Here is a 22,002-nt window from a genome sequence, read left to right on the forward strand (position 1 = left end):
TTTTTAGCGGTTTCCAGGGCTCGCTTTACCGAGCGGGCTCGTACCGCCTGTGAGCCCGCCGTGAATTCACTCCCTCTCGTCAGCCTTGTCATTCCCGCCTTCAATCCACGCTTTTTCGAGCGTGCTTTGCGCAGCGCCGTCAGCCAAGGCTATGGCCATCTGGAAATCATCGTTTGCGATGACAGTCGTGGCGTCGAGATCGAGACCATCGTCTCGAATGTCAGCGAGGAGAGCGGCGTCGCCGTCCGTTATGTACGCAACCCGCGCACGTTGGGCCTGGTCGGCAACCTGAAAGCCTGCCTGGATCAGGCGCAGGGCGAATTCATCAAGTTTCTGTGTGACGATGATCTGCTCTATTCCGCCTGTATCGAGCAGCAGGCGCACGAGATGCGCCGTGCCGAGGTCAGTCTGGTGCTGGCCCAGCGACTGCTCTGGGACGCGAACGACATCATCCTGCCTGCGCGTCTGGAAAACACTTCGCTGTCGCCGGTCAGTGGCCTGTTCAAGGGTGACGATCTACTGGCGATATTTGAAAAATTCCCGGTCAACGTTCTCGGCGGATTCAGCAACGCGCTGTTTCGCCGCGCGGACGTCGCCGAGCTGCTGCCGGCCTTGACCGAGGAGGGCGGCGGCTTCGTCGCCAGCCTGGATTTCGCCTTGTATATCTGCCTGCTGCGACGCGGCAACCTGGCGGTATCGAACAATGTACTGAGCGCTGAGCGTCTTTATCCGGAGCGGCTCAGCGCGCAGCAACCGATGAAGGACGCGATGGACGTCGAGCGCGAGTGGCTCTCGCAAATGCTCAAGGTCCGCAACGGTGAGTCGGCGCCGGCGCCAGGCTGGGTGCGTTACATCCCGCTGGTAAAGGCTGATGAGTCGCCAAGGGTTTGGGATGAGCTGCCGTTGAGTCGCACCCTGGGTTCCCGGCAGAGCCGCCAGGAGTGTGGCGTCGGGGTGGACAGCCTGAGTTTTGGCGAACTCTATGCGCAATGGCTGGAGTGCCGGGTGCTGACCGAAGGCCAGCGCAAGATGCTGCCGGAAACCATCGCCGGTTGGTCGCACCAGCCGCGAATCGTGCCGGTCATCATCGACGACAAAGGCAGTCGCGCCGGTGTGGAGCGTACGCTGGAGGCCCTCGCCAATCAGGATTACCCGGCGGAACTGGTGCTGGTACTGTCCGCGTCCTGCTCCGAAGCGGAGCTGGATGGACGCGTGTTTCGACTGCCGCTGCAAGACGACGGGCTGGAGCAGCTCAATAGCTTGCTGCCGCAACTGGAAGGCGCCGACTGGTTCTACCTGCTGCAGCCTGGTGATCGCCCGGTGGCCACGGCGTTGCTGATCATGGCCGACCGCATCGCGCATTCGCGGTCCTTCACCTGCCTGTACAGCGACGAAGGCAGTCTGCGCAATGGCGAGTCGGCAGAGCCTGCGTTCAAACCGGATTTCAACCTCGACCTCATGCGCAGCTATCCCTACGTCGGGCGTGCTCTGGCGTTCAAGCGCGAGCGGGTTCTGGAGTTGGGAGGCCTGGCGTCTGACTTCGCGCAACTGGCACCTCACGACCTGCTCTGGCGCATGGTCGAGAGCGACGGCACTCAGGTGGTCGGGCATATCGCCGAAGTGTTGCTCGAATCGAAATTCGATCTGTCCCAATGGCTCACTGATCCGGGTGTCCTGGAGCAGAATCCACGGGTGCTCGATGCGCATCTGCAGCGCCTGGGGATTACCTACGAAACCCGGCGTGAGGGCTCTGAGCTGCTCAATCGGGTCGACTATCGCCATGCCCGACGCCCGTTGGTCTCGGTGATCATCGTCGCTCAGGATCAGACGGCAGCCTTGCAGCGTTGTGTCGAAACGCTGCTGGAAAAGACCGCTTACACCGAGTACGAAATTCTCCTGGTCGATAGCGGCAGCGAAACCGCCGAGGCACAGGCCTGGCTCGATGGCATGGGACAATTGGGCGGTGAGCGGATTCGTGTATTGCGCTGCCTGCAAAAGCACAACCCTGCCGCCATTCACAACTTTGCCGTGAGCCAGGCGCGTGGCGAGTATGTGTTGCTGCTCAACGCTTTTGCGGTGATCACGCAAGCCGAATGGCTCGACGAATTGCTCAATCATGCGCAGCGCCCCGAAGTCGGAGTGGTCGGCGCCAAGTTGTACGACCCGGATGGCGGGATCTTGCATGCCGGGCTGATTCTCGGCTTGCAGGGGCCGGCCGGGCTGCCGTTCCTGGGTCAGCCGATGCAGTCGGAGGGCTACATGTTCCGACTGCAGGCGGTGCAGGATCTGAGCGCCGTCGGCGGTGACTGCCTGATGGTTCGCAAGTCGGTCTTCGAGGAGGTCGCGGGGCTCGACGATCAGGACTTGAAGGTCGCCTACAACGTCGTCGATCTGTGCCTGCGTGTCGGTCGCGAAGGTTACCTGGTGGTGTGGAACCCACATGCCAGGCTGGCTCTGGGCACACGTCCGAGCGCCGTGGCAACGAGCGAAGAGCAGCAACAGCACGAGCGCGAGCAGGATACTTTTTACCAGCGCTGGTTGCCGCTGATTGCGCGCGATCCGGCCTACAACGTCAACCTTGCGCTACAGGGTATCGGGGCCACCAACTTCAGCCTCGAACCGGGCCTGCTGAGCGGCTGGCGTGCGTTTTCCAAGTCGAGTCTGCCCAACGTGCTCGTGGTACCGATCAACGCTTCTGCCATCGGCCATTACCGCATGAGCCAGCCGATGATCGAGCTTGAGGCGGCCAACCGGGTCGAAGGGCGCATCTGCTACGGCTTGCCGTCGATCGTCGACATCGAGCGTCAGGCGCCCGACGTGATCGTGCTGCAGGGACGCTACTCGGAGCACGCCATTGATGAAATCCCGCCGCTGAAAAAGTATTTCAGCGCCCGGCGTATTTTCGAGCTGGATGACTATGTCATCGACGTTCCTCATCGCAATGCCCACATCCGCAACATGCCGAACAAGCAGGATATGGAGCGCATGGTGCGTCGGGCGATCGGCCTCTGTGATCGGGTGGTCGTGTCGACGCAGCCACTGGCCAATGCGCTGTCGGACATGCACCACGACATTCGTGTGGTGCCGAACATGCTCGCCAAAGACCTCTGGAGCAACCTGCGCAGCCAGCGGCGTACGTCGAAAAAACCACGGGTCGGTTGGGGCGGTGGCACCAGCCACCACGGCGACCTGGCAGTGATCGCGGAGGTGGTTCGCGAGCTGGCCAATGAAGTCGACTGGGTGTTCTTCGGCATGTGCCCGGATGACCTGCGGCCGTACATGCATGAGTTCCACGGGGTGATCCCGCTCGACGTGTATCCGGCGAAGCTGGCCAGCCTCAACCTCGATCTGGCCCTGGCACCGCTGGAGTTCCACATCTTCAACGACTGCAAGAGCAACCTGCGGCTGCTGGAGTACGGCGCCTGCGGCTACCCGGTGATCTGCACTGACACCGAAGCCTATCGTGGCTACCTGCCGTGCACGCGGGTCAAGACCAACACCACCGATGAATGGCTGCAGGCGATTCGCATGCACCTGGCCGATCCTGATGCCAGTTACCGCATGGGCGACGAGTTGCGTGAGGTGGTGCTGCGCGATTACGTGTTGCGTGGCGATAACCTGCGCTACTGGGAAAATGGCTGGTTGGCGGACTGACCGGTTCCAATCGTTGAAACAGCCCGATGAAAGGGATGAGTCCGGTGACGGATTCATCCCTTTTTTCATGGCTGCACGTCCTGCGACACGTAGCGCACCGAGCTGGCGCGTTTCCTGCAAGTCCCCCTCAAATCGCCATAAAACGAGCGCTCGCGGTCATTGCCCCTGCGCCCGAAACGGCAGAAAGGTTTAGCCAGAAGGCTGTAACGCTCAAGAAAGCGATACGCAGCGCTGTGACGAACGAGAGGGGAGAGGATGAAGGCAGTTATTTTGGCGGGTGGTCTGGGCACGCGCATCAGTGAAGAGTCGCACCTCAAGCCCAAGCCGATGATCGAGATTGGCGGCAAGCCAATTCTCTGGCACATCATGAAGCAGTACTCCGCCCACGGGATTCACGACTTCGTGATTTGCCTGGGCTACAAGGGGTACGCGATCAAGGACTTCTTCGCCAACTACTTCCTGCACACCTCCGATGTGACCTTCGACATGCGTGAAAACCGCATGGACGTTCACCAGAATTACAGCGAGCCATGGCGTGTGACGCTGATCGATACCGGTGAAGAAACCATGACCGGTGGCCGCTTGGGGCGAGCCGCGCGCTACCTGGAAAATGAAGAGGCCTTCTGCTTCACCTATGGCGACGGCGTTTCCGATTTGAACATCAGCGCGTTGGTCGATTTCCACCTGACTCACGGCAAACTGGCCACCGTCACCGCGGTACAACCGCCGGGACGCTACGGTGCGCTGGATCGCGAAGGCGACCGGGTGCTGGGTTTCACCGAGAAGCCACGCGGCGACGGAGGCTGGATCAATGGCGGCTTTTTCGTGCTGTCGCCCAAGGTCCTGCCGCTGATCGAAGGCGATTCGACGTCGTGGGAATCCGGTCCGCTGGACGGCCTGGCCGCGCGCGGTGAGCTGATGGCGTTTCAGCACGATGGCTTCTGGCAGCCCATGGACACCCTGCGCGACAAGAACCACCTCGAAGCCCTGTGGCAGAGCGGGGAGGCCCCATGGAAGCAATGGGCCTGAGTGCGGATTTCTGGCGTGGCAAACGCGTTCTCGTCACCGGGCATTCCGGTTTCAAAGGCAGCTGGCTGACCCTGTGGCTGCAAAGCCTCGGCGCGCAAGTCAGCGGCTTTTCTCTGGATCCGTCGACTGAACCGAGCCTGTTCGAACTGGCGCGCGTGCACGAAGGCATCAACGATCAGCGTGGCGATCTTCGTGATCTTGGCGCTCTGCTGGAAATCATCGCTGACACAGAGCCGGAGATCGTTCTGCACCTGGCGGCTCAGCCGTTGGTACGCGAAGGCTATCGCGATCCGCTCGGCACTTACTCCAGTAACGTCATGGGCACCCTGAACCTGCTCGAAGCGATTCGTCAGGTCGGTTGCGTGCGTGCCTGCGTGCTGGTGACCACCGACAAGGTCTACGCCAACAAGGAATGGCTGTGGCCGTACCGCGAAGACGAAGCCCTCGGTGGTCACGATCCGTACAGCAGCAGCAAGGCCTGCTGTGAATTGCTCGCACAGTCGTATGCCGCATCGTTCTTCCCGGCCGACAAGTACGCCGAACACGGTCTGGCCTTGGCTACGGCGCGTGCTGGCAATGTCCTCGGCGGCGGTGACTTTGCGCCTGAACGACTGATTCCTGATGTGCTGAAAGCCTGGACCGCAGACGAACCGGTGACCCTGCGTTACCCGCAAGCCGTGCGCCCGTGGCAGCACGCGCTGGAGCCGTTGGCCGGTTATCTGCAACTGGCCGCCGGCCTCTACGAGCAAGGCCCGGAATACGCCGGGGCGTGGAACTTCGGCCCGGGCGAAGCGGACATGTGCAGCGTCGGCGAAGTGGTCGAATTGCTCGCCAGCCGCTGGCCACAAGCGCGTGGTCTGCGCATCGAAAAAAGCGAATTGCACGAGGCCGGCCTGTTGCGTCTGGACAGCAGCCGTGCGCGCCAAGTGCTCGGCTGGCAGCCACGCTGGACCTTGCAGGCCTGCCTGACCCAGACCCTCGACTGGCATCTGGCGTGGCAGAACGGCGATGACATGCGCGCTGTTACCCTCGGTCAATTGAACCTGTACCGAGGCGCGCTGTGAGTGAGTTTTCTCTGAAAGCGTTGCCGCTGGCCGGATTGTTCAGCGTCCAGCACAAACGTTTTGAAGACCAGCGCGGGCACTTCGCCCGGCTGTTCTGCGAAGGCAGCCTGAGTGCGTTCGGCAGCGAATTCCATATCCGCCAGATCAACCATTCTTGCACCCGCGAGAAGGGTAGTGTGCGTGGTCTGCATTATCAGAATGGCAATGCGCCGGAAGCCAAACTGATCACCTGCCTGCGCGGTGAAGTGTGGGACGTGGCGGTGGATCTGCGCCACGACTCCGCGACGTTTCTGCACTGGCACGCCGAGCATCTGAAGGCCGGTGACGGTCGCAGCCTGCTGATCCCGGCCGGCTTCGCCCATGGTTTCCAGACCCTCAGCGACGATGCCGAATTGCTTTACCTGCACAGTGCCGATTACACGCCGGAGCATGAGGGCGGTCTGTCGGTGAACGATCCACGGCTGGCGATTGCCTGGCCGTTGCCTGTCAATAATTTGTCAGCGCGTGATTCCAGCCATCCCGCGCTTGATCAACATTTTGCTGGAGTGCGTTTATGAACTGCCGTGGGTGCGCCGCACCGCTGAGCCTGCCGCTGATCGACCTCGGTACCTCGCCGCCGTCCAACGCCTACGTCCACGCTGATCGCCTGGAACAGGCCGAGCAGTGGGTGCCGCTGAAAGTTGCGGTGTGCCAGCAATGCTGGCTGGTGCAGACCGAGGATTACACTCGCGCCGACAGCCTGTTCGACGCTGAATACGCTTACTTCAGTTCGTTCTCCAGCACCTGGTTGGCCCATGCCGAACGCTATGTCGCCGAGATGGTCGAGCGCTTTGATCTGACCGCCGACAGCCGCGTGGTGGAAATCGCCGCCAACGACGGTTACCTGCTGCAATACGTCGCCGCTCAAGGCATCCCGTGCCTGGGTGTCGAGCCGACCCGCAGCACTGCACAGGCAGCGCGGGAAAAAGGCCTGCAGATTCGTGAGCTGTTCTTCGGTCGTGACACCGCCGCGCAGTTGCAAAGCGAGGGCTGGGGCGCTGATCTGATGGCGGCCAACAACGTGCTCGCGCATGTGCCGGACATCAATGATTTCCTCGGCGGCTTCGCGACACTGCTCAAGCCGACCGGCGTGGCCACGTTCGAATTCCCGCAATTGCTGACGCTGATGGCGGGTGCGCAGTTCGACACGCTCTACCACGAACACTATTCCTACCTGTCGTTGACGGCCGTGCAGACCCTGTGCGAGCGCAATGGTCTGGAAGTCTTCGACGTCAGCCAACTGCCGACGCACGGCGGCTCGCTGCGGGTGTTTGTGCAACGCAAGGACGGCCAGCGTCGTCCGGTGCAAGCGGCGGTGCAGCAGCAGCTGCAAGCCGAACTCGCTGCCGGGGTGAAAACTGCTGAGTACTACGCCTCGCTCGCCCCTGCGGCAGAAAGCATCAAGCATCAATTGCTGCGCTTTCTGTTGCAGGCCAAGGCTGAAGGCAAGCGTGTGGTCGGTTATGGCGCTGCCGCCAAAGGCAACACCTTGCTCAACTACGCCGGGGTCAAACCGGACCTGCTGGCCTGGGTGGCCGATGCCAACCCGCACAAGCAGGGCAAGTTCCTGCCGGGCAGCCGCATCCCGATTGTTGCGCCTGAGCGTATTGCCCAGGAGCAGCCTGACTACATTCTGGTGTTGCCGTGGAACCTGTTGAGCGAAGTGACGCAGCAGCTGTCTGCGGCCAAGGCATGGGGCGCACGCTTTGTCGTCGCCGTTCCGGAGTTGAGCATTCAATGAGCAGAATTCATTACACCAAACCCAGCGTTGGCGAACTCGAAGCGCAGTATGCCCTGGACGCCGTGCAGAACGGTTGGGGCGCACGTTGCTACGAATACCTGACACGTTTCGAGCACGGCTTTGCCGAGCATCTGGGCAGCACCTACGCCATCGCCACCTCCAGCTGCACCGGCGCGCTGCACATGGGCATGGCCGCGCTGGGTGTCGGCGCTGGTGACGAAGTGATCCTGGCCAACACCAACTGGATTGCCTCGGCGGCACCGATCACTTACCTGGGCGCCACGCCGGTGTTTGTCGATGTACTGGCGGACAGCTGGTGCCTGGATCCGCAACAGGTCAGAAAGGCGATCACCCCGCGCACCAAGGCGATTCTCGCCGTGCATCTGTACGGCAACCTGTGTGACATGGACGCGCTGCTCGCCATCGGTCGCGAGTTCGGCATCCCGGTGATCGAAGACGCGGCGGAAGCCATCGGCTCGCAATGGCGCGGCAAGGCTGCCGGCTCGCTGGGGGCTTTCGGCGCTTTTTCGTTTCATGGCACCAAGACCATGACCACCGGTGAGGGTGGCATGTTCGTCACCTCGGACAAGGCCTTGTATGAGCGGGTCCTGACCCTGTCCAACCATGGTCGTGTGGCAGGTTGCACCAAACAGTTCTGGCCAGAGTTTGTCGGCTTCAAATACAAGATGAGCAATCTGCAGGCCGCTGTCGGCTGTGCTCAGGTCGAGCGAATCGATGAGTTGATCGAACGCAAACGGGCGATTTTTGCCAACTATGCGCGAGCGCTCGAAGGCGTAGCGGGTGTGTCGCTCAATCCAGAACCGGCCCATGGCCGCAATGGCTACTGGATGCCGACCGTGGTGTTTGCTGCCGATACCGGCATCCACCGCGAGCAAATGATCGCCGCCTTCCAGGCCGCAGACATCGACGCCCGGGTGTTTTTCTGGCCGCTGTCGTCGCTGCCGATGTTCAGCGAATACGTGGTCGACACGCCGCTGGCGTTTGCCTTGCCCGAGCGTGCCTTCAACCTGCCGAGCTATCACGACATGACCGACGCCGATCAACAGCGTGTGGTGCAAGTGGTGCTGGATCTGCTGGCGCGCAGGCACACATCGTGAAGATGTATCTGCTGGGGGCCGCCAACCCGGAAGCGGTGCGCATGCTGCACGCCGTCAAGCGCAGCACGCCGAACATCGAGTTCGCCTTCCTCGACAACGATCCGCGCAAGCACGGCACGCTGTTTTACGGGGTCCCGGTGCTCGGTGGTTGCGAGCTAGTCGGCGAACTCAATGGCGAGGACGTGCGCTTCGTCAATCTGATCACCGGCAGTACCCGGTTACGCTACGAAACCACCTGTCAGCTGGTGGATGCCGGTGCGCGCCTCGGCCAGTTCGTTCATCCGGGTATCGACCTGAGCATGATCCGCATGGGGCAGGGCAGTTATCTGCAGGAAGGCGTGCTGATGCAGGCTGAAGTGACACTGGGCGACAACACCAGTATCAGCGCCGGCAGTGTCGTGGGGCATGAAGGGCAGATCGGCCACTCGGTGTTCATGGCGCCGGGCGTGTGCATCGCCGGTTGTGTGGAAATCGGCGACGGGACCTTTATCGGCACCAACGCCACGATCCTGCCGCGCCTGCGCATCGGTCGCTGGGTAACCATCGGTGCCGGTGCGGTCGTGACCAAAGATGTGCCGGATTTTTCGGTCGTGGTGGGCAATCCCGCCAGGATCATCAAGACCAACGCAGTGCCTTACCCGGATGCCAAGGTGTTCAGGTAAGCCGTTTCCCGAATTTTTGGAGAGTTGCAATGAATCCGCATGAACAGTTTCGCGAAGAAGTAAAAGCCAACATCGAAGGCCTGCAGAACGACAAGGCCCTGCAGACCGAGTCTCTCGACTGGGTCGGCACCACGGCCAAGCACAAGTACACCTACAACTTCAGCTGGATGGGCCGACCGATCATTCAGTTCCCGCAGGACATGGTCGCGATGCAGGAAATCATCTGGAACCTGCGTCCGGACGTGATCGTCGAGACGGGTATCGCGCACGGCGGTTCGCTGGTGTTCTACGCCTCGATCCTGGAACTGATCGGGCACGGCGAAGTACTGGGCATCGACATCGATATTCGCGAGCACAACCGCGAAGCCATCGAAGCGCACCCGATGTTCAAACGCATCAGCATGATCCAGGGTTCGAGCATCGATAGCGCCATCGTTGATCAGGTGCGCGAGCGCGTGCAGGGCAAAAAAGTGCTGGTGGTGCTGGACTCCAACCACACTCACGAACACGTCCTCGAAGAGCTGCGCCTGTATGCACCTTTGGTTTCGGTGGGCAGCTACTGCGTGGTCATGGACACCGTGGTCGAAGACATGCCGGCCGATGCGTTCCCGGATCGTCCGTGGGGCAAGGGTGACAACCCGAAAACCGCGGTGTGGGCTTACCTGGAAGAGAATCGTGATTTCGAGATCGATCAAGCGATTCACAGCAAATTGCTGATCACAGTCGCGCCGGATGGTTATCTGCGTCGCGTGCGTTAATCGACACAACAACGATGGGTTTTCGGCGACGCGCCGTTTGTGGGGAATATATGCAAGGCAAGAACACTTCTGTAACCGATCTGGCACTCAACGAACAGTTGACCGTTGTGCTGATCTCCCACGAACGCCCGGCGTTTTTGCGTAGAGCCATTCGCTTCTACAGCAGCCTGCCGTGCAGGATTCTGGTGCTGGATTCGTCGGCGGTGGCGCTGACGGGCATCCCTGCCGAATTCACCCACGTGGATTATCAACATTTGCCGCAGTTCGGTTACTGGGGGATTCGCGCCAAGCTGGCTTACGGTGTCGAGCAATTGCAAACGCCTTACATGGTGTTTGCCGCCGACGATGACTTCCTTGTGCATGATGCCCTGCACGAAGCCGTGGCATTCATGGAGGCCAACCCCGATTACAGCCTGTGCCATGGCTACAGCCTGATGTATCTGGCAATGGCCAACAGCGTCAATTACTACCGTCGTGACAAGAAAGTCTGCGAAGACTACTCGGCCGATCAGGCCGAAGAGCGTTTGCTCGATTACATGCATCAGTACCTGCCGCCGTTCTATGCCGTGCAGCGTACGGCGATCTTGCGCGACTGGTACGCAGCCATGCCGCAAGACACGATCTTCCAGTGGCAGGAAGTCGGTCACACCTTTTACATGCTGGCCCGGGGCAAGGTGCGGATTCTGCCGATTCCTTATGTCGTGCGCGAAATCAACTATGGCCAGTCCGATCACAACACCGAGATCTATCACACGCTGGCCTATATGGACGCCAAGAGCGTGGCCGGACGTGAGGCGTTTGCCGAATTCCTGGCGGGGTTGCCGACCCAGCTCCAGCATCAGGATCCACAGCAGGGCAAACAGTTTGCTCTGAAGAGTTTTGCCACGCTCGCCGACAGCCTGAAGAACTATCGGGCACTCACCGCCGAGTTGATTTTCGAGTCGACCTGGGTCGATATCGCGACGGACCCGCAGCGTCGATTCGGTCCGAAGCAATACGTGGAAATGCCGTTCTACAATCAGGTGTTTTTCGATCAACTGACGCAATTCGAGTTTCTGTTGCACGCGATGCCTGCCGGACGCGTTCAGCTCCAGGAACTGGAAGGTATCTGGGCTCGCCAGCAGAGCCTGATGCTGGAACGCAACAATGACACCCCGCAAAGCGTGCTCGACCGCTTGTGGCAGGCGCACGACGCCAACGTGTTCAATCGCGCGGTGATCAAGCAACTGATCGCGCAATTGCAACCGCTGGACGAGGAAGGCGACGTTCCCGTGCTGCGCGACTGGGTCGCGCGTCTGGACACGGTATTGCTCGAAGGTCATCAGCCGACATTCGCCAGGATGCTCACCGGCCGACTGCTCGAGTGGCTCGCTGCACGTGAGCCGGATACCGAGCAGGCCGCGGCGATCGCCGGTCACCTGGCAGACAATGCCGGTGGACCGCAGTTCGGCATTTTCCTGCTCGATCTGGACAACGACATCGACAAGTTGCAGATCACCCTGGACAGCTTGCTCGAAGGTCACAGCAAAGCCTTCAAGGTTGTGGTCTTCACCACGGGCGAACCGCCGGCTGCAACCACTGCACAAAATACCCTGCACTTTGTGCGCGTGACCCAAAGCAACTTCGTCGACAAGCTCAACCAGAGCGTTAATCAATCGACCAGCGACTGGCTGCTGCTGGCTGAGGCGGGTGAAGAGTTCACGGCGGCCGGCCTGCTGCGGGCCAGCCTCGAACTGATGGCTGCGCCGGGTGTGCGTGCGGTTGCCACCGATGAAATTCAGCGCCAGGAAAATGGTGCGCTGGTGGATATGTTCCGCCCGGGCTTCAACCTCGATCTGCTGCAAAGCGTTCCGTCACTGATGGCGCGGCACTGGTTGATTCGTCGCGAAGTGCTGACGGGGCTTGGTGGTTATCAGGCCGATTTCAGCAAGGCGCTGGAACTGGATGTGCTGCTGCGCATCATCGAGCAGGGTGGCCTCGACGGTCTCGCCCATCTCGATGAGCCATTGCTGATCACCCGGGCGCCGGAGCTGGCAGAAAATCCTCACGAGCGTCAGGCGCTGCTGCGGCACTTGGGCAATCGTGGTTACAAGGCTCAGGTCACCTCCACGCAGCCTGGCACCTGGCAGATCGACTATCGCCATGTCGAGCGACCGCTGGTCTCGGTGATCGTGCCCGCTGGCGACGATCTTGGCGCATTGCAACGCTGCCTGGACGCCGTGCTGCTCAGAACCCGTTACACCCGCTATGAGTTGTTGGTGGCGGTCAACCCGAATCAGTCGGCCGAGATCAATGACTGGCTGGGAACGCAGCGCAACGTCAAAGTGCGGGTGCTGCATGCCGATCGTCCGCTTGCCCCGGTGGCGCTGTACAACGCGGCCAGCCAAGAGGCGCAGGGCGAATATCTGGTGCTGCTGGCCAGCGACAGTGAAGTGGTCAACCCGAACTGGATCGAGTCGTTGCTCAATCACGCCCAGCGTCCTGAGGTCGGCATCGTCGGTGCCAAACTGGTGGACCGCGACGGCAAGATCGCCCAGGCAGGTTTGATTCTCGGGTTGAACGACGGGGTGGCTTCGGCCTTCATCGGCGAGAAACACACTAACGAGGGTTACATGCAGCGCCTGGCGGTCGAGCAGAACTATTCGGCGGTATCGCGGGTGTGCCTGATGGTGCGCAAAGAATTGTTCAACGCACTGGGTGGCCTTGACGAAGTGACCTTCGCCGACGGCTTCAGCGACGTTGATCTGTGTCTCAAGGCCGGGCAGGCCGGTTACCTCACCGTGTGGACGCCGCTGGTGCAGGTGTTGCACACCGGCGAGTTGCCGCAAACCCCTGAAGCATTGGCTGCATTGCGCGAGAAGTGGAGCGTGGCTTTTGCCCAGGATCCGGCGTACAACGCCAACCTGGCGCTGACCGGCAAAGGTTTTACCCTGGGCGAAAGTGCCCCGATCAATTGGGCGCAATTGCTCGGCTAAGCCTGGCGACCAGGACACAGGAATTCAGACATGTTCAACGGTAAATCGATTTTCATCTCCGGCGGCACCGGCTCGTTCGGGCGCAAATTCATCGCCCGTCTGCTGGAGCAATACCAGCCCAAGCGCGTGGTGGTGTTTTCCCGTGACGAACTGAAGCAGTATGAGATGCAGCAGACGTTCAATGCGCCGTGCATGCGTTACTTCATCGGTGACGTGCGCGATGCTGATCGGCTGCGGCAGGCCATGCGCGGCATTGACTACGTGGTGCATGCCGCCGCGTTGAAGCAGGTGCCGGCAGCGGAATACAACCCGACCGAATGCATACGTACCAACGTCAATGGCGCGGAGAACATCATCGCCGCCGCCATCGACAACGGCGTGAAGAAAGTCGTGGCACTGTCGACCGACAAGGCGGCCAGCCCGATCAACCTGTACGGCGCGACCAAGTTGCTCTCGGACAAGTTGTTCGTCGCCGCCAACAACATTGCCGGCGAACAGCAAACCCGGTTTGCCGTGGTGCGCTACGGCAACGTGGCGGGCTCGCGCGGCTCGGTGGTGCCGTTCTTCAGCAAGCTGATCGCCGACGGTGCTACGGAGTTGCCGATCACCGACGAGCGCATGACGCGGTTCTGGATCACCCTCGACCATGGCGTGCAATTTGTCCTCGACAGCTTTGCGCGGATGCACGGTGGTGAAGTGTTCGTGCCGAAGATTCCGTCGATCCGTATCGTCGATCTGGCGCGGGGCATGGCCGGACATCTGCCGCACAAGAACGTCGGCATTCGTCCCGGCGAGAAGCTGCATGAGTTGATGGTGCCGCTGGACGATGCGCGGATGACCCTGGAGTTTGAGGATCACTACACCATCCAGCCGTCGATCCGCTTCACCAGCGTCGATGTCGATTTTGCCGTCGACAATCTTGGCGAGCAGGGGCGTGCCGTGAGCGAAGATTTCGAATACCGCTCCGACACCAACCCGCACTTCCTCTCGGTCGGGCAGATCACTGACCTGCACGCGAAGCTCTCGGTATGATTCCCTACGGTCGGCAAAGCCTTGATCAGGCAGACATCGACGCGGTAGTCGAGGTGCTGCAATCGGACTGGCTGACCCAAGGGCCGACCATCGAGCGCTTCGAGCAGGCAATGGCCGAACGTTGCCAGGCGGACTTCGCCGTCGCGGTGTGCAACGCCACGGCGGCGCTGCACATCGCCTGCCTGGCCGCTGGCCTGGGGCCGGGCGATCGTTTGTGGACAACCCCGAACACCTTTCTCGCCTCGGCCAATTGCGGGCGTTATTGCGGCGCCGAGGTCGATTTCGTCGACATCGATCCGCTGACCTGGAACCTCGATGCCTTCGCCCTCGAAGCGAAACTCGATCAGGCCGAACAGGACGGCAACCTGCCGAAAGTGCTGGTGGCGGTGGCGTTCTCCGGGCAGAGCTGCGACATGCGCCGCATTGCGCAACTGGCCGAACGCTACAACTTCACCGTGATCGAAGATGCTTCTCATGCGGTCGGTGCGTCATACGCGGGACACCCGGTGGGGTGTGGCGAGTTTGCGGCGATGACGGTGTTCAGTTTTCATCCGGTGAAGATCATCACCAGTGCCGAAGGCGGTATGGTGCTGACCAACCGCCCGCATCTGGCCGAGCGCTTGCAGCGTCTGCGCAGCCACGGCATGACCCGTGATGCGCAGCAGATGACCGAGCCGAGCCACGGCCCGTGGTATTACCAGCAGATCGAGCTGGGTTTCAATTACCGGATCACCGACCTGCAAGCCGCGCTGGGTTTGTCGCAACTGAGCAAACTCGAGGGCTTCATCGCCCGGCGTCGTGAACTGGCGGCGCGTTACGATCGCCTGCTGGCGTATTTGCCGGTGACGTTGCCCAGCCTTCAGCCTGAGGCAGAGTCGGCTTGGCATCTGTATGTGATTCGCTTGCAGACCGATCGCATCGGCCTCAGCCACCGTCAGGTGTTTGAAGGCTTGCGCAGTGCCGGTGTTGGCGTGAATCTGCATTACATTCCTGTGCACTTGCAGCCCTACTATCGCGACCTGGGCTTCGCCGAGGGCGATTTCCCCGAAGCCGAGCGTTATTACGCCGAGGCGATCAGCCTGCCGCTGTTTCCGCTGCTGAGCGACGAACAACAGGATTACGTGGTCGAGCAATTGCGTCGGCTGACCGAATAACTGCCGCTGTGGCGACGGATGGGTATCTGCAATGCGTCCTTTGAGTGAGCAGGAACAGTTCTGGCAGGGCGACTTCGGTAACCAGTACTTCGAGCGCAATGTGGGGCAACCGCTGGTGGCGGCGAACCTGGCGTTGTTTGCCAAAGCACTGAGCCGCGCCGCAGGTATCGAGAGTCTGGTCGAGTTGGGCACCAGCGCCGGCAACAATTTGCAGGCGTTGCATCAACTGCTGCCACGCTGCGAGCTGTTCGGTGTCGAGATCAACGACAACGCCTGTGCTCAGGCACGGACGTTGGGCATTGCCCGGATCTGGCAGGGCTCGCTGTTCGATTTTCCGCGTGAACGTCGCTACGACCTGACATTGAGCAAAGGCGTGCTGATCCACCTGGCCCCGGAGCTGTTGCCGACGGCTTATGCGCAGTTGTATGAGTTGAGTCAGCGCTACATCCTGATCGCCGAGTATTACAATCCGGCGCCGGTGGAAGTGTCTTATCGTGGCAACAGCGGCAAGCTGTTCAAACGTGATTTCGCTGGCGAAATGCTCGATCGTTATGCCGATCTGCAACTGCTGGATTATGGTTTTGTCTATCACCGCGATCCGCAGTTTCCTGTGGACGATATCACTTGGTTTCTGCTGGAAAAACGCCCTTGAGCAACGTCGCAATTATCCCGGCCCGTGGTGGCAGCAAGCGCATCCCGCGCAAGAATCTCTTGCCGTTCGATGGCGTGCCGATGATTGTCCGTTCGATCCGCACGGCGGTCGATTCCGGGTTGTTCGATCAGGTTGTGGTCAGCACCGACGATGCCGAGATTGCCGACGTTGCGCGAGCACACGGTGCGCAGGTGCCGTTTTTGCGCCCGGCGGAGCTGGCGGATGATTTCACCGGCACTGCTGCAGTGATTGTGCATGCACTGCAGCAATTGCCGCGCTTCGATCATGCCTGCTGCGTGTATGCCACGGCGCCGTTGTTGCAGGCACGTTATCTGCGCCAGGGCATCGAGTTGCTGGAGCAACGCCCAGACAAGTCCTTCGCGTTCTCCGTGTGCGGGTTTGGTTTTCCGGTGCAGCGTGCACTGACACTGGATGCGCAGGGCGCCTTGACTGCTTTGTATCCCGAATTTCGCGAGACTCGCTCCCAGGACCTGCCCGAAGCCTTTCAGGACGCCGGCCAGTTTTACTGGGGGCGCAGTGATGCGTGGTTGCGTGGCGAAGTGCTCTATTCGCCAGCCAGTCTGCCGGTGATTCTGCCCCGGCATCTGGTGCAGGACATCGACACTCCTGAAGACTGGAAACGCGCCGAATACCTTTACGCCGCGCTCAAGGCCGGCGGAGAGCTGCAATGAGAGTTTTGATTCGTGCCGACGCCTCGCCAACCATTGGCAGCGGCCACATTGCCCGCTGCCTGACGCTGGCGCGAGTGTTGCGCGGGCAGGGCAGCCACGTCGCGTTTGCCTGCCGGCGTCTGCCGGGGCATCGCCTTGATGCCTTGCGCGCCGAGGGCTTCGAGACGTTTGCGCTGCCTGAGCGCTATGCCGCTGAAGACCCGCAGCAAGCCATCGAATCGATGCTGCCGTGGCAGGCCGACATCGACGCGCTGGGCTTGCAGCTTGAAGGGCAGGCCGAATTCGACTGGATCGTCGTTGATCATTACGGCCTCGATCATCACTGGCAAACCGCTGCACGGCGCTGGGCGCATCGCATCGCGGCGGTGGATGACCTCGCGACCCGGCGTTACAGCGTAGACCTGTTGCTCAACCAGAATTTGTCCGGCCAGAGCGAAAACTACGCGCCCCTGTTGCCTGAAGGTTGCCGCACCTTGCTCGGCCCGCGTTACGCCATGCTGCGCGAAGAATTCCGTTGCCCGGCCATTGAGATCAAACCCAAGGCGCGACGGGTATTGGTCAACTTCGGCGGTTTCGATGCCGCGATGCAAACCCATCACGCCATGCTTGCGCTGGCGGATTTTCCCGAGTTGCAGGTGGACTTCGTTGCTGGCGCCGACAATCCGGCATGGGCGCAGATGCAGGCGCTGGCCGAGACACGGCCGAACTGGCGCCTGCACAGTTTTGTCAGCGATTTCCATCAGCGCATGACGCAGGCGGATCTGTTTATCGGCGCCGGTGGCGGCACCAGTTGGGAGCGCGCGGCGCTGGGTTTGCCGACGATCTGCATCGCCGTGTCGAACAACCAGCAGGCCAACGGCGAAGTCATGGCCGCGGCGGGCGCGCATGTGTTCATGGGCGCCCGCGAGCAGGTCAGTGTCGAGCAGTTGCGCGACGCCATCGGCTTTGTCACCGGCAATCATTATTTGCGCCAGAGCCTGGCCGAGCGCTCGCGGCAACTGGTCGACGGGCGCGGCGCCGAGCGCGTGGCCGCCGCGTTGTCCGGCGCGGTGCTGACTATCCGGCCCGCCACGCAAGACGATGCGCAGCTGTTGTTCGATGGGCGCAATGCCGAGGCGGTGCGACGCTGGTCGCTGGCCAATGCTGAAATTGACTGGCCGCAGCACCTCAATTGGCTGACCGCCAGTTTGCGCAACCCGCAGCGTTTGCTGTTGATCGCCGAAGCCGACGACGGCCCGGTCGGTGTTCTGCGCTACGACCTGCGCGGGTTTGAGGCCGAGTTGTCGATCTACTTGCTTGAGGGGCGTTTCGGCCTGGGTTGGGGCAAGTCGTTGCTGGCGCGGGGCGAAGCGTTCGTCATCCGCCACTGGCCGCAAGTGATGGCGCTGACCGCTCAGGTTTTGCCGGCTAACCGCGCCTCGTTGAATGTGTTTCGTGACGCCGGGTTCACACAAAGTGCCTGTGCGTTTACCCGTGTTTTGAAGGATCACCCGCATGACTAGTTTCAAGATCGGCAACCGCTTGATCGGCGCCGACGCGCCGCCGTTCATCATTGCCGAGATGAGCGGCAACCATAACCAGTCGCTGGACGTTGCCCTGCAAATTGTCGAGGCCGCGGCCAAGGCCGGTGCGCATGCCTTGAAACTGCAAACCTACACCGCCGAGACCATGACCCTGGATCTGGCCGAGGGGGAATTCTTCATCAAGGATCCGGGCAGTCTGTGGGCCGGCACTTCGCTTTATGATCTGTATGAAAAGGCCCATACGCCGTGGGAATGGCATGCGCCGATTTTCGCCCGAGCGAAAGAGCTGGGCATGCTCGCGTTTTCCACGCCGTTCGATGACAGCGCCGTGGACTTTCTCGAAAGCCTCGATGTGCCGGCCTACAAGATCGCGAGTTTCGAAAATACCGATCTGCCGCTGATCCGTCGCGTCGCGGCCACTGGCAAGCCGCTGATCATTTCCACCGGCATGGCCAGTATCGCCGAGTTGGATGAAGCCGTGCGCGCCGCCCGCGAGGCAGGCTGCAAGGACCTGGTGCTGCTCAAATGCACCAGCACTTATCCGGCGACACCGCTTAACAGCAACGTGCGCACGATTGCGCATCTGCGTGAGTTGTTCGGTTGCGAGGTCGGACTGTCTGATCACTCGATGGGCGTCGGTGTGTCTGTGGCGGCCGTGGCGCTCGGTGCGACCGTGGTGGAAAAACACTTCACCCTCGACCGCTCAGCGGGCGGGGTGGATGCCAGTTTCTCGCTGGAGCCAGCGGAAATGGCCAGTCTGGTGGTGGAAACCGAGCGTGCCTGGCAAGCCATGGGCCAGGTGCATTACGGCGTCACAGAGGCGGAACGCAAGTCGCTGGTCTATCGCCGCTCGCTGTACGTCACCGCCGACATGGCCGCCGGTGACACCTTTACCGGGGACAATCTGCGCGCCATTCGCCCCGGCCTCGGTCTGCCGCCCAAGCACACCGACGCCGTCCTCGGTCGCCGCGCGCGCGCGCCGATCAAGCGTGGCACGCCGCTGGACTGGTCGTTGGTCGAATAACCCGATCTGCACCGATTCGGCAAAATAGCGTGACCTGCGAGTCATAACGCGCATCTTCACTGTATTGTATTGATCGGGGAGATGGCGCCTGGCTCGTTTTCGATTCCAGTGATAGCCCTTTGCGCTCCCCGTGGCTGCCCGTTGTGGCGGCCGTTTTCTGTTTGTCGGCGCCCCTCGAAATCCTTGCGAGCGGTGGTCTTGGGCTGTTTTTTATTGGGAAGCCGTAATGATTGGCATAAAAAGCATTGCGAGCTACGTTCCTGTAGCCGGCGTGGACAATTACGCACAAGGTGCAAAATTCGAGAAGGATGAAGAATTCATCCTTGGCAAGATCGGCTCGGCGTTCCTGCCGCGCAAAGACGCTGAACAAGAAACTTCCGATCTGTGCGTGGAAGCGGCCAATGCGCTGTTTGCCAATAACCCTGAGCTGAAGCGTGAATCGATCGATGCACTGATCGTCGTCACCCAGAACGGTGATGAAGAAGGCCTGCCACACACCGCCGCGATCGTGCAGGACAAACTCGGTCTGCCGACCAATGTGGCGGCGTTCGACATTTCCCTGGGCTGTTCCGGTTATGTCTACGGCATCTACGCGATCAAGGGCTTCATGGAAGCCGCCGGCCTGAAGAACGGCTTGCTGATCACCGCTGACCCGTATTCGAAAATCGTCGACCCGGAAGACCGCAATACCACCATGCTGTTTGGCGATGCCGCGACTGCGACGTGGATGGGCGAAGATCCGGTCTGGGCGCTGGGCAAGGCCAAATTCGGCACTGACGGCTCCGGTGCACCACACTTGAAAGTCACCGATGGCGTGTTCTTCATGAACGGTCGTCAGGTGTTCAACTTTGCGTTGCTGAAAGTCCCGGCACACTTGCACGAGTTGCTGGATGACTCTGGTCTGAAGGCGGATGACATCGATGCCTTCTGCATCCACCAGGGCAGTGCGGCGATTGTCGACGCCGTGGCGCGGCGCTTCGAAGGCGAGCCGGAGAAGTTCATCAAGGACATGGTCGAGACCGGCAATACCGTGTCGTCGAGCATTCCGTTGCTGCTGGAAAAACACGTCATCGATTCCGATTGGCAGCGTATTGCGCTGAGCGGTTTTGGCGTCGGTCTGTCGTGGGGCTCGGCGATTATCTATCGCCCTTGAGTCCGAGCAAAAACGGCGGATACAAAAATAGCGTTCAAGGTTAACCTTGAACGCTATTTTTTTGCCTGTAAGGGAGCGCGAGGCGCCATGAGCGAGTTTTTCCAAGCCAACGCCGAGGTGTTGCAACGGCGCTGGCCGGCGCTGTTTGCACGATTGGAGACTGAAGACACTTCGGCCATTCAAGCCGAACTGGTGCAAGGCCTGGGCTCTACGCTGAGTGTCGACGGGATTCAACTGACCAGTCGCCACGACCGGATCCACGAGGCCCGGGTCCAGGCGGCCAGCCTTGCGGAAAAACCTCGGGTGCACGTCTACGGCACCGGCCTTGGCGACCTGCCATCGGTGTTGCTCGAGCGGGCCGCACTTGAACGGTTGTACGTGCACATCCTCAACGGCGCCTTGTTTGCCCTGGTGCTGCAGTTGCTCGACCAGCGGCAATGGCTTGAAGACCCCAGAGTGGAACTGATGTATGCCGGCGATCATGCGGATATCTACACGCCGTTTTTTGCGCTGCCCGCCGAAATGCTCCTGGCCGATGACTTCAGCGCGAAGATTCGTGATCGGCTGGTCAATGAGGTTCATCTGAGTTTCACCAATCGCCAGTTCGATCCGCAATTGCCGGCGATTCAGCAGCGCTTGCGCGATAGTCTGGAGGTGCTGCTTGCCGATGATGACGTGGCGCAACTGTTTGGCACCTGCATCGGCCGCGAAATCTATGTGATCGGTACCGGGCCGAGCCTGGAGGGGCATTTTGAACGGCTGGCGGTGGTGCGCGCTCAGGCCGAGCGGCCGCTGTTCATTTGTGTCGACACGGCTTATCGGCCTTTGCGTCAGCACGGGATCATCCCCGATCTGGTGGTGACCATCGATCAGTTGATCAGCTTTCGGCATCTGCCTTTCGAGGAGTCGGACGGCATTTCGCTGGTGTACCTGCCCATGAGCTCGCCGGCGGTGTTGAAGGCCTGGAGGGGCAAACGCTACGGCGCCTATACCGCCAGCCCGGTCTACGCCACGTTGCGTGAGCAGCACCCGCGAGCCGAATTGAATGCCGGCGGCAGCGTGATTCACCCCGCCGTGGACCTGGCCGTGAAAATGGGCGGCACGCGCATCACGCTGTTCGGCGCCGACTTTGCCTTCCCGATGAACAAGACACATGCCGGCTGGGACGATGGCGATCTGGGGCCGCCCGTTGAGCAGGCTCGGCACTGGGTGCATGACGGCAATGGCGAGCGGGTCCGGACGCAGCTGAATTTTCGTGGCTACCTGTGCGTGCTGGAGCGTTATATCGCTCTGCATCCAGAGGTCAGCTTCCTTAACAGCAGTCGGGCAGGGGCGATGATCGTGGGCACGCAATTCAATCCGGAGTTTGTGCAATGAGTGCGCAGGTGAATTGCATTAGCGCGTGCCGGCAATGCGCCGGATTGTTTCGTTTGGGCCGTGATGTCGAAGCGGCGCTGATCATGGTCGACGTATTCGACGAGGCGCAGCAGGTTTTTTCGCTCGCCCGTGAGGATGTCCAGCAGTCGTGGGCACAGGTGCTGACACACATGCTGGCGTGTCAGGAACGCCAGGATTGGCTGGGGCTCGCCGATTTCATCGAGTATGAACTGATTGAATTGCTCGACGGTGCGCAGCGCTGAGGGCGGGGGCGACCGCTCTGGCACAAGGGTTGTTGGTGTGGGCAGTTTTATGGCGTCATTTTTTCGTAGGTGGGGTGCGCTAAGCCCTTGTT

The 22,002-nt window shown here is 60.9% G+C and carries 18 protein-coding genes; all 18 read left to right on the plus strand.

The window, feature by feature from the left end; all coding sequences use genetic code 11:
- Window positions 1–60 precede the first annotated feature (60 nt).
- Window positions 61–3,654 (plus strand): glycosyltransferase, encoded by a 3,594-nt coding sequence (locus M5G26_RS27635; RefSeq protein ID WP_273917013.1) that lies wholly within the window; start codon window positions 61–63, stop codon window positions 3,652–3,654.
- A 255-nt stretch (window positions 3,655–3,909) separates the two neighbouring features.
- The gene (gene rfbF / locus M5G26_RS27640; protein ID WP_003222820.1) at window positions 3,910–4,683 is read left to right on the plus strand and encodes a glucose-1-phosphate cytidylyltransferase; all 774 of its coding nucleotides are present in this window, start codon (window positions 3,910–3,912) and stop codon (window positions 4,681–4,683) included.
- Window positions 4,665–5,747: a CDP-glucose 4,6-dehydratase gene (gene rfbG, locus M5G26_RS27645; RefSeq protein ID WP_273917014.1), complete on the plus strand. Its 1,083-nt coding sequence runs from the start codon at window positions 4,665–4,667 to the stop codon at window positions 5,745–5,747. Before rfbF ends, rfbG begins: the two co-directional genes overlap by 19 nt.
- Window positions 5,744–6,304, plus strand: a complete 561-nt coding sequence (rfbC, locus tag M5G26_RS27650) for a dTDP-4-dehydrorhamnose 3,5-epimerase (RefSeq protein WP_273917015.1) — start codon at window positions 5,744–5,746, stop codon at window positions 6,302–6,304. Before rfbG ends, rfbC begins: the two co-directional genes overlap by 4 nt.
- Window positions 6,301–7,527 carry a class I SAM-dependent methyltransferase gene (locus M5G26_RS27655; protein WP_273917016.1) on the plus strand — a complete coding sequence of 409 codons (1,227 nt, stop codon included), beginning with the start codon at window positions 6,301–6,303 and terminating at the stop codon, window positions 7,525–7,527. The genes rfbC and M5G26_RS27655 overlap by 4 nt, the downstream gene beginning before the upstream one ends.
- Entirely contained in the window at window positions 7,524–8,645 is a 1,122-nt protein-coding gene (locus M5G26_RS27660) for a DegT/DnrJ/EryC1/StrS family aminotransferase (RefSeq protein ID WP_273917017.1), read from the plus strand. Before M5G26_RS27655 ends, M5G26_RS27660 begins: the two co-directional genes overlap by 4 nt.
- On the plus strand, window positions 8,642–9,307 hold the full coding sequence (locus M5G26_RS27665) for an acetyltransferase (RefSeq protein ID WP_150692174.1): 666 nt from the start codon (window positions 8,642–8,644) through the stop codon (window positions 9,305–9,307). Before M5G26_RS27660 ends, M5G26_RS27665 begins: the two co-directional genes overlap by 4 nt.
- A 29-nt stretch (window positions 9,308–9,336) precedes the next feature.
- Entirely contained in the window at window positions 9,337–10,065 is a 729-nt protein-coding gene (locus M5G26_RS27670; RefSeq protein WP_134178365.1) for a cephalosporin hydroxylase family protein, read from the plus strand.
- A 50-nt stretch (window positions 10,066–10,115) separates the two neighbouring features.
- Window positions 10,116–13,040 (plus strand): TIGR00180 family glycosyltransferase, encoded by a 2,925-nt coding sequence (locus M5G26_RS27675; RefSeq protein WP_273917018.1) that lies wholly within the window; start codon window positions 10,116–10,118, stop codon window positions 13,038–13,040.
- Between the two features lie 30 nt (window positions 13,041–13,070).
- Entirely contained in the window at window positions 13,071–14,072 is a 1,002-nt protein-coding gene (gene pseB / locus M5G26_RS27680; RefSeq protein WP_273917019.1) for a UDP-N-acetylglucosamine 4,6-dehydratase (inverting), read from the plus strand.
- Window positions 14,069–15,226, plus strand: coding sequence for a UDP-4-amino-4,6-dideoxy-N-acetyl-beta-L-altrosamine transaminase (gene pseC, locus M5G26_RS27685; protein WP_273917020.1), 1,158 nt, complete (start codon window positions 14,069–14,071; stop codon window positions 15,224–15,226). The genes pseB and pseC overlap by 4 nt, the downstream gene beginning before the upstream one ends.
- Before the next feature lie 31 nt (window positions 15,227–15,257).
- Complete coding sequence (locus tag M5G26_RS27690) at window positions 15,258–15,878, plus strand: pseudaminic acid biosynthesis-associated methylase (RefSeq protein WP_134178369.1); 621 nt, start codon at window positions 15,258–15,260, stop codon at window positions 15,876–15,878.
- Window positions 15,875–16,570: a pseudaminic acid cytidylyltransferase gene (gene pseF, locus M5G26_RS27695; protein WP_273917021.1), complete on the plus strand. Its 696-nt coding sequence runs from the start codon at window positions 15,875–15,877 to the stop codon at window positions 16,568–16,570. Before M5G26_RS27690 ends, pseF begins: the two co-directional genes overlap by 4 nt.
- A complete protein-coding gene (pseG, locus tag M5G26_RS27700; RefSeq protein ID WP_273917022.1) occupies window positions 16,567–18,072 on the plus strand; it encodes a UDP-2,4-diacetamido-2,4,6-trideoxy-beta-L-altropyranose hydrolase in 1,506 nt (501 codons plus the stop codon). Before pseF ends, pseG begins: the two co-directional genes overlap by 4 nt.
- Entirely contained in the window at window positions 18,065–19,117 is a 1,053-nt protein-coding gene (gene pseI, locus M5G26_RS27705; RefSeq protein ID WP_150692181.1) for a pseudaminic acid synthase, read from the plus strand. Before pseG ends, pseI begins: the two co-directional genes overlap by 8 nt.
- Before the next feature lie 226 nt (window positions 19,118–19,343).
- The gene (locus tag M5G26_RS27710; RefSeq protein ID WP_038363815.1) at window positions 19,344–20,270 is read left to right on the plus strand and encodes a ketoacyl-ACP synthase III; all 927 of its coding nucleotides are present in this window, start codon (window positions 19,344–19,346) and stop codon (window positions 20,268–20,270) included.
- 87 nt (window positions 20,271–20,357) lie between these two features.
- Window positions 20,358–21,647, plus strand: a complete 1,290-nt coding sequence (locus M5G26_RS27715) for a motility associated factor glycosyltransferase family protein (RefSeq protein WP_273917023.1) — start codon at window positions 20,358–20,360, stop codon at window positions 21,645–21,647.
- The gene (locus tag M5G26_RS27720) at window positions 21,644–21,910 is read left to right on the plus strand and encodes a hypothetical protein (protein WP_134178374.1); all 267 of its coding nucleotides are present in this window, start codon (window positions 21,644–21,646) and stop codon (window positions 21,908–21,910) included. Before M5G26_RS27715 ends, M5G26_RS27720 begins: the two co-directional genes overlap by 4 nt.
- Window positions 21,911–22,002 lie beyond the last annotated feature (92 nt).

This window comes from Pseudomonas sp. TNT2022 ID642, from assembly GCF_028656995.1.
Classification (GTDB): domain Bacteria; phylum Pseudomonadota; class Gammaproteobacteria; order Pseudomonadales; family Pseudomonadaceae; genus Aquipseudomonas.

Coding starts and splice junctions, on each gene's coding strand:
- rfbF (WP_003222820.1), top strand. CDS start 3,910: ATGAAGGCAGTTATTTTGGCGGGTGGTCTGGGCACGCGCATCAGTGAA.
- rfbG (WP_273917014.1), top strand. CDS start 4,665: ATGGAAGCAATGGGCCTGAGTGCGGATTTCTGGCGTGGCAAACGCGTT.
- M5G26_RS27655 (WP_273917016.1), top strand. CDS start 6,301: ATGAACTGCCGTGGGTGCGCCGCACCGCTGAGCCTGCCGCTGATCGAC.
- M5G26_RS27660 (WP_273917017.1), top strand. CDS start 7,524: ATGAGCAGAATTCATTACACCAAACCCAGCGTTGGCGAACTCGAAGCG.
- M5G26_RS27670 (WP_134178365.1), top strand. CDS start 9,337: ATGAATCCGCATGAACAGTTTCGCGAAGAAGTAAAAGCCAACATCGAA.
- M5G26_RS27675 (WP_273917018.1), top strand. CDS start 10,116: ATGCAAGGCAAGAACACTTCTGTAACCGATCTGGCACTCAACGAACAG.
- pseB (WP_273917019.1), top strand. CDS start 13,071: ATGTTCAACGGTAAATCGATTTTCATCTCCGGCGGCACCGGCTCGTTC.
- pseC (WP_273917020.1), top strand. CDS start 14,069: ATGATTCCCTACGGTCGGCAAAGCCTTGATCAGGCAGACATCGACGCG.
- M5G26_RS27690 (WP_134178369.1), top strand. CDS start 15,258: ATGCGTCCTTTGAGTGAGCAGGAACAGTTCTGGCAGGGCGACTTCGGT.
- pseG (WP_273917022.1), top strand. CDS start 16,567: ATGAGAGTTTTGATTCGTGCCGACGCCTCGCCAACCATTGGCAGCGGC.
- pseI (WP_150692181.1), top strand. CDS start 18,065: ATGACTAGTTTCAAGATCGGCAACCGCTTGATCGGCGCCGACGCGCCG.
- M5G26_RS27710 (WP_038363815.1), top strand. CDS start 19,344: ATGATTGGCATAAAAAGCATTGCGAGCTACGTTCCTGTAGCCGGCGTG.
- M5G26_RS27715 (WP_273917023.1), top strand. CDS start 20,358: ATGAGCGAGTTTTTCCAAGCCAACGCCGAGGTGTTGCAACGGCGCTGG.
- M5G26_RS27720 (WP_134178374.1), top strand. CDS start 21,644: ATGAGTGCGCAGGTGAATTGCATTAGCGCGTGCCGGCAATGCGCCGGA.